The sequence below is a fragment of the Salinibacterium sp. NG22 genome, from assembly GCF_015864925.1.
Lineage (GTDB): Bacteria > Actinomycetota > Actinomycetes > Actinomycetales > Microbacteriaceae > Rhodoglobus.
In genome coordinates this window covers 353,733-366,648 of sequence record NZ_JADYWG010000002.1, presented here as the reverse complement: position 1 = coordinate 366,648, position 12,916 = coordinate 353,733, and the positions used below count along the sequence as shown (strand labels likewise).

Here is a 12,916-nt window from a genome sequence, read left to right as displayed (position 1 = left end):
AGCGTTATCCCATGGATATTCGCACTCTCGGCCGCACCGGCCGCTCTGTTTCCGCAATCGGTCTTGGCACCTGGCAGCTCGGTGCGGACTGGGGTGACGTGAGCGAGGCGGATGCTCGCAGCGTGCTCGACACCGCAGCGGATGGCGGAGTCACCTTCTTCGACACCGCCGATGTCTATGGTGATGGTCGCAGCGAAAAGTTCATTGGTAGCTACCTCGCTGACCGCCCTGAGCTCGACATTACGGTCGCCACCAAGATGGGGCGCCGCGAAGCCCAAGACCCGAGCAACTTCACTCTCGCAAAATTCCGCGAATGGACCGACCGCTCGCGCCGCAATCTCGGCGTCGACACCCTCGATCTCGTGCAACTGCACTGCCCTCCCACCGCGGTCTTCAGCATGGATGCTGTCTTTGACGACCTCGACACCCTCGTTGCCGACGGTGCGATTGCGGCCTATGGCGTGAGTGTTGAGACCGCGGATGAGGCGCTCGCCGCGATCGCGCGACCTAACGTCGCGAGCGTGCAAATTATCCTCAACGCGTTCCGTCTCAAGCCGTTGGATGAGGTACTCCCGGCCGCGCTCGATGCCGGTGTCGGAATCATCGCCCGTGTTCCGCTGGCCTCGGGGCTGCTCAGCGGCAAGTACCGCGTCGACACGACGTTCGCGCAAAACGATCACCGCACCTACAACCGCAACGGTGAAGCGTTTGATGTGGGCGAGACCTTCTCTGGCGTCGACTTCGAGACCGGAGTTGCTGCGGCGGGGGAGTTTGCGGCGCTGCTCGCTGCCGAGCCCGCTGTTGCTGACTTCTCGACCCCGCAGGTTGCTCTGGCGTGGGTGGCCCAGCAGCCCGGCGTCAGTTCAGTGATTCCGGGAGCACGCAACGTTGCTCAGGCTCAGTCCAATGCTGGTGCTGGCGAAGTGCCGGAGCTGAGCGAGGGTTTCATGGCCGGGGTGCGCGACATTTACGACCGCCACTTCCGTGCGGCTGTGCATCCGCGCTGGTAGTACGAGCACGAGCGTGCTTGGTGCCCCAAGCGCGAACGCTTAGGGGGACTGCCTGACGCGGTTGCTATTGGCGCAGTGTGCTGATCGGTTCGGTGTCGGGGATGGGGCTCGCGTCTTTGCCGCGTAGGTCGGGGTGCCAACCGCGGAGTAGTGCGGGGACGAGTGCTCCCAGTGCGGCGATGACGGTTGCCGCCCAGAACCCGCCGATGGGCCCGTGAAGGTCGATCAGGAATCCGGCGATTGCTGAGCCGAGCGCTGCGCCAATGAGCTGACCAGTGCCGACCCAGCCGTAGGCTTCGGCGGTATCGCTGAACTTTACGCTGGCGGAAACGATGGCGAAAATGACTGCGAAGGCTGGCGCGATGCCGACCCCAGCAATGAGCAGCATGGCGGCGAGCCACCAGAAGTCGAGGTAGATCATCGCCAAGGCCATGCCGACGAAAACGATGAACATGCGACGGGCGAGTGCCCATGGTCCGATGGGCAAATGGCCCAAGAACAGGCCGCCAAGGAGTGAACCAATCGCCCAGATGCCGAGCACGAAGCCTGCTTGAGGGCCGTCATGACCGAACACTGAAACGACGGATGCTTCGACTGCTGATGCCGCGCCGACCAGCAGGAACCCGGTGATCGTTGCCAGCAAGACGGGGCGGCGCCGAAGTACGGTGCCGAATGAACGTTTGCTGCGCGGGATGCGCACCTGACCGACTTCGGGACTGGCAATGAACCAGGCTCCGCCGCCGATGAGAAACGCGCCAGCAACCACAATGGCCGTGGTGGTCGAGATCTGGATCGCGAGGAAAGTAGCAACTACAGGGCCGGCAACCCAAATGATTTCTTGCGCGGAGGCATCGAGAGAGAACAGTGGGGTGAGCTGTTTCGAGTTCACCATTTTGGGGTAGATCGTGCGCACAGCAGGCTGCACGGGCGGGTTGCTGAGTCCAGCGATGAGACCCACGACCATGAACATGCCGACGCTGAGCGGAGCGAGTGCGATGGTGAAGATTGCGGTCGCTGAAATGATGAGGGTGAGGATGAGTACTTTGCGCATTCCCCAAATGCCCATCCAACGGCTCGTGAGAGGCCCGGCCACGCCTTGCCCGATACTCGTTGCGGCGAGCACGAGGCCGGCAGCACCGTAGGAATTGTGGATCTGCTCGACGTGAAGAAGGATCGCCAACGAAAGCATGCCGCCGGGCAGTCGCGCGGTGAGCTGGGCGGCAATGATTCTGGCGATGCCCGGAGTTTTCAACAGGTCGATGTATGCGTTCACAAGGACTCCAGCTTAGCTGGCCAAATGGCCCGGATTTCAGCGGGTTTTCGGGTGTCAGTGGTTATCCCTAGGCTGTGGAAAACTCCGCGAAGTTATCCACACCTGTGGAGGACACGCCCACTACATCTAGGGTTGGCGACAGGTGGCACCCACGATATATAGTGGTGAGACCGCTTGGCCGGGGGTCGCGGTTTTCGAGGTTTTATGGGGATTTTAGGGAGTTTTCGTGGCAATTACAGTCGTCAAGCGCAACGGTCAGCGAGAGCCGTATGACGCCAACAAGATCAACCTCGCAATTGAAGATGCCGCCACTGGTCTCGACGACAACATCACGTGGGTAACCCAGATCGCTTCCGAGCTCGAACTGACGCTGTTTGACGGCATCACGACGCAGCAGCTCGACGAAGCTGTTATCCAAGTAGCGCTCCAGAACGTTAAAGACGACCCGGCGTTCGACACTGTTGCAGCCCGTCTTCTCCTCAAGACCATCTACAAGCGCGTTCTCGGTGACTACACCGACGCTGCTGACCTCAAGCGCCTGCACAAAGAGCACTTCGGCCCCAACGTCATCCGTGGCGTTGAAGAGGGATTGCTCGACCCGCGCCTCACGACCATGTTCGACTTGGATGCTCTCGCCGAGCACCTTGAGCCCGCTCACGACGAGCTGCTCAAGTACATCGGTGTTGTCACCCTCAACAACCGCTACGGCATCAAGGGTCGCAACGGCGACGCTCTTGAGGTTCCGCAGTACTTCTGGATGCGCATCGCAATGGGCCTCTCGCTCAACGAAGCGAACCCGAACGAGGCTGCCCTCAAGTTCTACGAAAAGATGTCGAGCCTCGAATACTTGGCTGCCGGCTCCACTCTCGTGAACGCGGGAACGATCTACCCGCAGCTCGCCAACTGCTTCGTCATGGAAATGCAAGACGACATGGAGCACATCGCCAAGACGACGCGCGATGTCATGTGGCTCACCAAGGGCACCGGCGGAATTGGCCTCTCGGTCACCAAGCTTCGCGCTCAGGGTTCGCCCATCCGCTCCAACAACACCACCTCAACCGGTCCCATCCCGTTCATGCACACGATCGACTCGATCCTGCGTGCGGTCAGCCGCGGTGGCAAGAAGTTCGGCGCCCTCTGCTTCTACATGGAGAACTGGCACATGGACTTCCCGGAGTTCCTCGAACTCCGCAGCAACTCTGGTGACCCCTACCGTCGCACCCGCACCGCCAACACGGCCGTGTGGATCAGCGACGAGTTCATGAAGCGCGTTCAGAACGACGACTCCTGGTACCTCTTCGACCCGCTCGAAGTCACTGACCTCAACGAGCTGTACGGCCAGGCGTTCTCCACGCGCTACAACGAATATGTTGCGATGGCGGATGCCGGCGAAATGCACATGTTCAAGAAGATCGGTGCTCGCGAGCAGTTCAAGTCGATCCTCATCTCTTTGCAGACGTCGAGCCACCCGTGGTTGACCTTCAAAGACACGATCAACAACCGTGCGCTCAACAACAACACGGGCACGATCCACCTCTCCAACCTCTGCACCGAGATCACGCTCCCGCAGGATGAAGACAACGTCTCCGTCTGCAACCTTGCGTCGATCAACCTCTCGCGTCACCTCCTCCCCGAGGGCGGAGTGGACTTCGTGAAGATCGCCGAGAGCGCTCGACTGGCTGTGCGCCAGCTCGACAACCTCATCGACATCACTCGCTCCAGCGTGAAAGAAGCAGACTTCTCCAACGAGCAGAACCGTGCGGTTGGTCTCGGCGTGATGGGCTTCACCGACATCATCGAGAAGCTCGGCTACAGCTACGAGAGCGAAGAGGCCTACGACCTCATCGACGAAATCATGGAGCACGTTTCTTACGCTGCGATCGACGCCAGCACCGAGCTCGCTAAGGAGCGTGGCTCGTACACGAACTTCGAAGGCAGCCGCTGGTCGGAGGGCCTCGTGCCGCTCGACTCCATCGCGCTCACGGAAGAAGACCGTGGCATGGAGATCAAGGTCAACCGCAAGACACGCCTCGACTGGGATGCCATGCGCGAGAAGGTCAAGGGCGGAATGCGTAACGCAACGCTCATGGCGATCGCACCCACCGCATCCATTGGTCTCGTTGCCGGCACCACGCCCGGCCTCGACCCGCAGTTCTCGCAGATCTTCAGCCGCTCAACCTCGAACGGCAAGTTCCTCGAAGTGAACCGCAACCTTGTTGCGACTCTTCAGGAGCACGGACTGTGGGAAAAGAACCGCGAAGCCATCCTGCGCAGCCAGGGTGACATCCAGAACGTTGCCGGCATCCCCGACGACATCAAGGCCGTATTCAAGACGAGCTTCCAGCTCTCGCCGTATGCGTTCCTTGAGGTTGCCGCTCGTGCCCAGAAGTGGATTGACCAGGCGATCAGCCGCAACATGTACCTCGAGACGCGTGACCTCGGAGACATGATGGACATCTACTTCGACGCCTGGTCGCGCGGCGTCAAGACCACCTATTACCTCCACATGAAGCCCCGCCACCAGGCAGAGCAGTCGACCGTCAAGGTCAACAAGTCCGAGGAGATCTCGTCGACTAAGGCTGCCGCGTCTGAGACCGGAGCAACAGCAGCATCATCAACCCCCGCACGCCGAGGCTTCGGCGGGTTCGCAAAGAAGGCAGAAGCATAATGAACCGCGAAAACACCACAGACGACTACTTCGTTCCCGTCGATCCCATGGACGACCTGCAGTGCGATAGCTGCCAGTAATGGGAATTCTAGGAACAGGCCTCCAAGACGGCCTCCTGCTGAAGCCGATCAAGTACCAGTGGGCAATGGACCTGTACGACCAGGCCGTCGCCAACACGTGGTTCCCTAACGAGATCCAGCTGGGCGAAGACATCGCCGACTTCAAGAAGATGACTGATGAAGAGCGTCACGCAGTGACGTTCCTCATGAGCTACTTCAACCCGAATGAGCTGCTCGTCAATAAGGCACTCGCTTTCGGCGTGTACCCCTACGTTTCTGCCGCAGAATGCTCGCTGTACCTCGCGAAGCAGATGTGGGAAGAAGCTAACCACTGCATGAGCTTCGAGTACGTTCTCGAAACCTTCCCCATCGACCGTGAAGCGGCCTACAACTCTCACGTTGATGTGCCGTCGATGGCGCGCAAGGAAGAGTTTGAGATGAAGTACATCCGTCGCATGACGGAGCAAACTCTCGACATCAACACCATCGAGGGCAAGCAGGACTTCATCCGTAACCTCGTTGCCTACAACGTGGTGCTCGAAGGCATCTGGTTCTACTCGGGCTTCATGGTTGCTTTGTCGTTCCGCCAGCGCAACCTGCTGCGCAACTTCGGTTCGCTCATGGACTGGGTTGTTCGCGACGAAAGCCTGCACCTCAAGTTTGGTATCAACCTGATTCTCACGGTGCTCGAAGAGAACCCCGAGATTCAGACCGAAGAGTTCGCTGACGAAATTCGCCAGATGATCTTGGATGCTGTGGAGATGGAAGAGGCCTACAACCACGACCTGCTCCCCGGTGGCATTCTCGGCCTCAACGCCAACTACATCAACCAGTACGTCAAGTACCTGGCTGACCGTCGTTTGGAGGAGCTCGGATTCGAGGCGCACTACAAGGTCTCGAACCCGGCCAAGTGGATGGCGACAGCCAATGACACTCTTGAGCTCGTGAACTTCTTTGAGTCGACCAACACCTCATACGAGGCCAACGCGTCGGCAACCACCAAAGCCAAAGTCGAGTGAGCCTGACCGTTGCGCGGGTCGGTTGGTTAGACCCGCGAGCGGTCGAGCAGCGAGCGGCGATGGATGAAGAGACGGGCGCGATCTATGCCGGCCGTCAGGCTGATCTTGACGATGCCGGACGCACCGCGGTGAGAGCGGCGTTGACTGTCTCGCCCGATGACATCAGCCACACGCTGTTGGTGCTCGACGGAGACACAGTGATTGGGCATGCGGCCCTTCGTCCCTTTGAGCAATCGCTTGAAGTGAAAAAGGTATTCGTCGACTCTCGTCACCGTGGCAAAGGCGCAGCGCGTCTGCTGATGCTCGAGCTAGAAGCAGTTGCTCGCGAAGTGAATGCACGCTCACTGATTCTGCAGACGGGCAACTTGCAGACGCCCGCAATGGCGCTCTACGAGAGCCTTGGTTACGAACGCATCGATGTATTCGGCACCTACGCAGCGATCCCTTTCAGCGTCTGTTATGAGAAGTCTTTATAGTCCGTTCAGCTTCGCCATCTAAGCTGCACCGGATGGGGGATACCCCTCATCGACCTAACCCGGAACAATTGCACTGTGAGTATTTTTCGGCGGCGCCCGCGCCTTAACTTGGGCAAGTTTAAGGCGCCCGAGCCTGTCGAAGCGGCACCCATCGAACGGGTAGTCGAAGAGGGCGTGCTGATCGCGCGTAATGCCGTGCGAATGGCCGTCAAGAACCGCATTATCGTGGATGCCGCCCGTGACCACCTCGACTACGACGACGGTGCGTTAGCTGGCTTGGTGCACGTCGAATTCGACCACCTCGCCGAGCAGACGGAACCGCTGCTTCGTGGCTCCCACTCTGACCGCAACCGCGCCGTGCAGGCGGGGCTCGCTGAAGGCCTGCGCCAAGCATCCATGAATGGCGAACTCATTTCGGCCATCATCGATGAGGCGCGCGAACTAGCGTGGAGTGAGATTGGCACGGCGATTATCGCGAAGCTGCGCGATTCGTATATTCCGACCGCTGATCCGCAGTACCTGAAAGACCGCGATACACGGCTTCGTGAGCTGCGCACCATCAACTTGGCCGAGCTCGAAGCTGCGACGCAGGGCGAGTACTAAGCCCCGCATTCGTGCTCCGGGGCTGCCGCTGAGCCGTGCATCCGCTGAATATTCGTCACTGCTCTCTTGGTGCCGCAAGTACACGGCGCAAGTGAGCGTAATATTGCGCGCACCCGGGGGTAGGCTTCCAGCGTCGATGATTCAGTGGCGCACCCGTCAGGGGCGACGCCTTATCGCCGGCACCAGCTTTCATCGGGATAAAGAAAAAGGTTGCACCATGAAAATCACCTACGCGCTGCCAGCATTGGCCGTCGTCACCGTCCTCGCACTGTCGGGATGTGTTGACAACAGCACCGACACCGACACCGGTACCACCGGCGGCAGCACTGTTGAGGTCGGCATTGACGAAGCAGCTGTTGCCCTCTTGCCCGACGACATCAAAGAGGCCGGCGTTCTCGTAATCGGTATCGACCCGACCTACGCTCCCAACGAGTACAAGGATGACGCGGGTAACCCCATCGGATGGGAAGTTGACCTCGGCAACGCCATGGCTGCCAAGCTCGGTCTCGACACCCAGTACCAGCCCTCCAGCTTCGACAAGATCATCCCCAGCGTCACCGGCGGTAGCTACGACATCGGGCTTTCCTCCTTCACCGACAATGAAGAGCGCGAGAAGGTCGTCGACTTCGTCAACTACTACGAGGCTGGAATTCAGTGGGCCCAGCTCATTGGCGTCGACGTTGATCCCGCGAATGCGTGTGGCCTGACGGTTGCAGTGCAGACCGCGACGTACGAAGAGACTGACGAGCTTCCCGCGAAGTCGCAGGAATGCACGGATGCCGGCAAGGAGCCCATCGACATTCTCAAGTTCGACACTCAAGACGAGGCGACCAACGCTCTCGCTCTGGGCCGTGCGGACGCCATGAGCGCTGACTCGCCCATCACCCAGTACGCGGTGAGCCAGGTTGGCGACAAGATTGAACTCGCAGGCGACTCGTTTGACACCGCACCGTACGGCATCGCTGTAGAGAAGGATTCGGCGCTGTCGGATGCCCTCCAGGCGGCGCTGCAGTCGATGGTCGATGACGGAACCTACAAGGCGATCCTTGATGACTGGGGCGTCTTCAGTGGCGCCGTCTCGTCCATCACCATCAACGCGGCAACGTCCAGCTAAGTAGATGGCTGCATCACGCTCTGACCGTTCGGCGACACCTGCACAGGTGTCGCCGAACGGCGTTGATCAAGCAGAGGCGATCAAAGCGATTCGTCTCCGCCACCCCTGGCGCAATGTCATCGCGGTCATCCTCGTCGCGATGCTCGTGCTCTTTCTCGTCGACGCGTCTCAGCGTGAGGCTTATGGCTGGGCGAACTTCGGCAAATACATCTTCGACCAGCGCATCTCGCAGGCTGCCGGCTACACCCTGCTGCTGACGGTGTATTCGATGGTCATTGCGATCATCCTCGGTGTCACCCTGGCCGTAATGCGGCTGTCTGATAACCCCGTCGTCAAGGGCATTGCTTGGCTGTACCTCTGGGTTTTCCGCGGCACTCCGGTGTATGTGCAACTCGTATTCTGGGGACTGTTCGCCACGATCTATTCCACGATCGATGTCGGCATCCCGTTCACTGAGCCGTGGCTGTCGTTGGAGACCAGCGACCTCATCAGCGTGTTCTGGCTTGCCGTGATCGGGTTGGCGCTCAACGAATCTGCCTACATGGCCGAGATTGTGCGTGCCGGAATCCTTTCGGTCGACAAGGGGCAGGACGAGGCGGCAACCGCCCTCGGAATGTCGTGGATGCAGACGATGACGCGGGTCGTCATCCCTCAAGCAATGCGCATCATCATTCCGCCCACCGGCAATGAAGTCATTTCGATGCTCAAGACCACCTCGCTGGTCACCGCCATTCCGTTCAGCCTCGAGCTCTACGGTCGCTCGCGCGACATCTCTGTCGTGATCTTCGACCCCATCCCGCTGCTGCTCGTAGCCTCGGCCTGGTACCTGCTGTTCACCTCGATCCTGATGGTCGGCCAGTACTTCCTCGAGAAGCGCTTCTCGCGCGGTGTTGGTCAAGCACGCCCCGAGAAGGCGGGCACGGAGACGGGAGCGATCTCGGTGAAGACCGGTGTTATTGACACTCCGGGTGAGGCATCCGATTCCAGTACGGATCCGTCAGGAAAGGAGCACCGATGACGAACGCAACGACAAGCGGCGCACCGATGGTGCATGCCGATCGCGTCTCGAAGAGTTTCGGTTCCAATGAGGTGTTGAAGAGCATTTCGCTCTCGGTGCCCCAGGGCGAAGTGATGTGCCTGGTTGGCCCAAGTGGCTCCGGCAAGTCGACGTTCCTGCGCTGCATCAATCATCTAGAGAATGTGGATGCCGGTCGACTCAGTGTCGACGGTGTCCTGGTCGGTTACGAAGAACGCGGCGACAAGCTTTATGAGCTCAAGCCACGCGAAGCCGCCCGCCAGCGCCGCGATATCGGCATGGTGTTCCAGCGCTTCAATCTGTTCCCGCACATGACGGCCCTTGAAAACATCATTGAGGCGCCCATCCGCGTCAACAGGGTGAAGAAGGACGCTGCAATCGCGAAGGGCCGCGAACTTCTCGCGCAGGTTGGGCTGGCCGAGAAAGAGGATGCCTACCCGGCACACCTTTCCGGTGGTCAGCAGCAGCGAGTGGCCATTGCGCGCGCTCTCGCCATGGAGCCCAAGCTCATGCTCTTCGACGAGCCGACGTCGGCTCTCGACCCGGAACTCGTGGGCGAAGTGCTCGACGTCATGAAGGGTCTCGCCGAATCCGGCATGACCATGATCGTGGTCACGCACGAGATGGGGTTCGCGCGCGAAGTCGCTGACCAGCTCGTGTTCATGGATGGCGGCGTTGTCGTCGAGTCGGGTGACCCCGACGAGGTGCTCGGCAACCCGCAGCACGGCCGCACGAAGGCCTTCCTCTCGAAGGTGCTCTAAGCGCGATTCGCTGGGTTCCCTTGGCTCGCTTGCGGGCTTAGGTCGATCCGGGTGCTGCTGCTAGCGCGGCTGCATCCGGATCGCACCGTCGAGGCGAATGACTTCACCATTGAGCATGGGGTTCTCCACGATGTGCTGCACGAGTGAGGCATATTCGTCGGGCCGTCCAAGTCGTGACGGATGCGGCACCTGCGCCCCAAGTGAATCTTGCGCCTCCTGCGGCAGGCCCGCCATCATCGGCGTCTCGAAGATGCCGGGGGCGATTGTCATGACGCGCACCAGGGCCGAAGCGAACTCACGGGCCAGTGGAAGCGTCATGCCTGCGACGCCAGCTTTCGACGCCGCATAAGCGGGCTGACCAATCTGGCCGTCAAAGGCTGCGACGGATGCCGTATTCACGATCACGCCACGCTCGCCGTCGATGGGGTCGGTTTCGACCATCGCGGCCGCCGCGAGGCGGATGACGTTGAACGTTCCCGTGAGGTTGATGCCGATCACGGTCTCGAAGGTGTCGAGCGGCAGCACTCCCTTGCGGCCGAGCGTCTTGCCCGGGGTCGCAACGCCAGCACAGTTCACGACGATGCGCAGCGGTGCGGTTGAGGAGGCGAGGGCAACGGCAGCCTCAACATCCACCTCTGAGCGCACATCGGTTGGTGCGAACAGGAAGCCATATTCGGCGGCGATCTCGATTCCACGGGAGCTGGGAAGGTCGGCGATGGTGACCTTCGCACCCTGCGCGGCGAGAGCGTGGGCGGTAGCAAGACCGAGTCCGCTTGCGCCACCGGTGATGAGTGCTGCGGCATCCTGAATCTTCAATTAGAGCCTTTCGATGAGGGTTGCGTTGGCCATGCCGCCGCCTTCGCACATGACCTGAAGGCCATAACGACCGCCGGTGCTGTCGAGCTGGTTGACGAGAGTGGTGAGTAGGCGTGTGCCGGACGAGCCGAGGGCGTGACCGAGGGCAATGGCGCCGCCGCGCGGGTTCACGATCGTGGGATCGACCGGGAACTCTTGCAGCCAGGCGAGAGCGACCGAGGCAAACGCTTCGTTGACTTCGATGCTGTCGAGCTGATCGAGGCGGATGCCGCTGCGCTCCAACACACGGTGGGTTGCGGGGATGATCCCGGTCAGCATTTCAATCGGGTCGGAGCCGACGACCGCAAAGGAGTGGAACCGTGCGAGTGGCCGGAGCCCCAAAGCGGCAGCGCGCTCTTCGCTCATGATGAGCACCGCCGAAGCGCCGTCGGTGAGGGGCGAAGAGTTGCCCGCGGTGACCTTCCACTGAATCTCGGGGAAACGGGCGGCAATCTCGGCATCGTAGAAGGCTGGGCCGAGGCCGGAGAGACCTTCTGCTGTCGTGCCTGGCCGGATCGTTTCATCGTGGCTGAACTCGCCGATGGGCAGAATCTCGGCGCTGAAATCGGCGGCGGAAGCACGGGCATGCGAGAGCGCGGCGAAGACATCGAGGTCATCGCGGTCGAGCCCCCAGCGTGCCGCAATGAGCTCGGCGGAGATGCCCTGATTCACGAGGCCTGCGGGGTAGCGGTCGTCGAGCAATGAGCTCGTGGTGCTGTAGCCGAGGGTGGCTTGGCCGATGGGGTGAGAACTCATGAGTTCCACACCGCACGCGATTACGACGTCGTTCACGCCCGCCATGATCGACTGCGCAGCGAAGTGGGCGGCCTGCTGGCTTGAGCCACACTGACGATCGATTGTGGTGCCTGGCACCGTCTCGGGAAGCCCCGCTGCGAGCACTGCATTGCGGGCGATATTGACCGCCTGCATGCCGGATTGCGTGACGCAGCCCGCCATCACATCATCGATGGTGGCGGGGTCGAGATCGTGTCGGTCGACGAGGCTGCGTAACACCACAGCGAGGAGATCGACCGGATGCTCGCCAGAGAGCGCTCCGCCCGGTTTTCCCCGGCCCGAAGGCGTACGAATCGCGTCAACAATGACTGCCGTTGTCATGGTTCAAGACTAACGGCGAGTCCGCTTAAGCACTACGGTTAGGCCGGTTCGACACCGAACGCGCGAGCGAGCTTGTCAATCTTCTGTGCGCGGCCAAGGCGGGGCAGGTCACTGCCGTCGCGGATGACGCGGCCACGAGCTTCGAAGTCTTCCAAGAATTCGCGAGCCCACGCGACATCCGAACGAGTAGGGCTGATGACTTCGTTGATGATCGGCAGCTGCTCGATGTCGAGACACAGCTTGCCTGTCATGCCGAGGGAAACGGCCATGCCGCCCTGTTCGCGAAGAACGGGGTGGCTCGTGCCGACGGTTGGGCCGTCGATGGGGCCGGGCAGGTTGCCGACGCGGCTGGCGATAACCAGGCGCGAGCGAGGGTAGGCCATGGCGAGGTCGTCGGCGCTGGCACCGGTGTCGCGACGGTAGTCGCCACTGCCAAAGGCAAGACGGTAGGCGCCGCGGGCGCGGGCAATCGACACGGCTTCTTCAATGCCGAGGGCCGACTCCACGAGGGCGATCACGGGAGTGACTCCCTTGAGGCGGTCGAAGGTTTCAGAAACGTGAGCTGCTGCTTCGGCCTTAGCCAGCATGACTCCGCGCAAGCCGGGGAGACCGGCGAGAGCATCCACATCGTCTGACCAGAAATCGGAGGTGCGGTCGTTGATGCGAACCCACCCGCTGCCACCATTGCTCAACCATTCGACAACGGAATCGCGAGCTGTGGACTTGAGGCGCGGGTCTACGGCATCCTCAACGTCGAGGATGATCTGGTCGGCGCGTGAGCGCTCAGCGGCGTCGAAGTCTTCGGGGCGAGTTGCGGCAACCAAAAGCCACGAGCGCGCGATCTCGGCGGAAACTTCGTGGGTGGTCGGGTGATCGGTGGTGCTTTCGGACACGCGTGAACTGCTTTCTTTCAGAAGAGAGGCCGG

12 protein-coding genes are annotated in these 12,916 nt (G+C 60.9%); 8 read left to right on the top strand and 4 right to left on the bottom strand.

From position 1 onward, the window contains the following. The first annotated feature begins 11 nt into the window (after positions 1-11). A complete protein-coding gene (locus I6E81_RS11305) occupies positions 12-1,010 on the top strand; it encodes an aldo/keto reductase (protein ID WP_197107711.1) in 999 nt (332 codons plus the stop codon). A gap of 64 nt (positions 1,011-1,074) precedes the next feature. Here the strand turns inward: I6E81_RS11305 and I6E81_RS11300 are convergent, their stop codons facing one another. Next, positions 1,075-2,283: an MFS transporter gene (locus I6E81_RS11300; RefSeq protein WP_197107709.1), complete on the bottom strand. Its 1,209-nt coding sequence runs from the start codon at positions 2,281-2,283 to the stop codon at positions 1,075-1,077. Between the two features lie 226 nt (positions 2,284-2,509). Between I6E81_RS11300 and I6E81_RS11295 the strand changes: the two genes are divergently transcribed. The 7 genes from I6E81_RS11295 to I6E81_RS11265 all read left to right on the top strand — a co-directional run bounded on the left by I6E81_RS11295 (position 2,510) and on the right by I6E81_RS11265 (position 10,019). Continuing rightward, a complete protein-coding gene (locus I6E81_RS11295) occupies positions 2,510-4,951 on the top strand; it encodes a ribonucleoside-diphosphate reductase subunit alpha (RefSeq protein ID WP_197107707.1) in 2,442 nt (813 codons plus the stop codon). A gap of 79 nt (positions 4,952-5,030) precedes the next feature. Continuing rightward, positions 5,031-6,029, top strand: coding sequence for a ribonucleotide-diphosphate reductase subunit beta (locus I6E81_RS11290; protein ID WP_197107705.1), 999 nt, complete (start codon positions 5,031-5,033; stop codon positions 6,027-6,029). Beyond that, entirely contained in the window at positions 6,026-6,505 is a 480-nt protein-coding gene (locus I6E81_RS11285; protein ID WP_197107703.1) for a GNAT family N-acetyltransferase, read from the top strand. The genes I6E81_RS11290 and I6E81_RS11285 overlap by 4 nt, the downstream gene beginning before the upstream one ends. 75 nt (positions 6,506-6,580) lie before the next feature. Continuing rightward, complete coding sequence (locus tag I6E81_RS11280; RefSeq protein WP_307783928.1) at positions 6,581-7,108, top strand: hypothetical protein; 528 nt, start codon at positions 6,581-6,583, stop codon at positions 7,106-7,108. Between the two features lie 217 nt (positions 7,109-7,325). Then, on the top strand, positions 7,326-8,222 hold the full coding sequence (locus I6E81_RS11275; RefSeq protein ID WP_197107701.1) for an ABC transporter substrate-binding protein: 897 nt from the start codon (positions 7,326-7,328) through the stop codon (positions 8,220-8,222). Between the two features lie 4 nt (positions 8,223-8,226). Further along, on the top strand, positions 8,227-9,240 hold the full coding sequence (locus I6E81_RS11270) for an amino acid ABC transporter permease (RefSeq protein WP_197107699.1): 1,014 nt from the start codon (positions 8,227-8,229) through the stop codon (positions 9,238-9,240). A gap of 26 nt (positions 9,241-9,266) precedes the next feature. Further along, the gene (locus I6E81_RS11265; protein ID WP_197108559.1) at positions 9,267-10,019 is read left to right on the top strand and encodes an amino acid ABC transporter ATP-binding protein; all 753 of its coding nucleotides are present in this window, start codon (positions 9,267-9,269) and stop codon (positions 10,017-10,019) included. A 60-nt stretch (positions 10,020-10,079) separates the two neighbouring features. Here I6E81_RS11265 and I6E81_RS11260 read toward each other — a convergent pair whose 3' ends face one another. Genes I6E81_RS11260 through I6E81_RS11250 form a run of 3 tightly spaced genes read right to left on the bottom strand, consistent with a single transcriptional unit; the run spans position 10,080 to position 12,883 of the window. Next, positions 10,080-10,835: a 3-hydroxyacyl-CoA dehydrogenase gene (locus tag I6E81_RS11260; protein WP_197107697.1), complete on the bottom strand. Its 756-nt coding sequence runs from the start codon at positions 10,833-10,835 to the stop codon at positions 10,080-10,082. Next, a complete protein-coding gene (locus I6E81_RS11255; RefSeq protein ID WP_197107695.1) occupies positions 10,836-11,990 on the bottom strand; it encodes a thiolase family protein in 1,155 nt (384 codons plus the stop codon). A gap of 38 nt (positions 11,991-12,028) precedes the next feature. After that, a complete protein-coding gene (locus I6E81_RS11250) occupies positions 12,029-12,883 on the bottom strand; it encodes a CoA ester lyase (RefSeq protein ID WP_197107693.1) in 855 nt (284 codons plus the stop codon). Between the last annotated feature and the right edge of the window lie 33 nt (positions 12,884-12,916).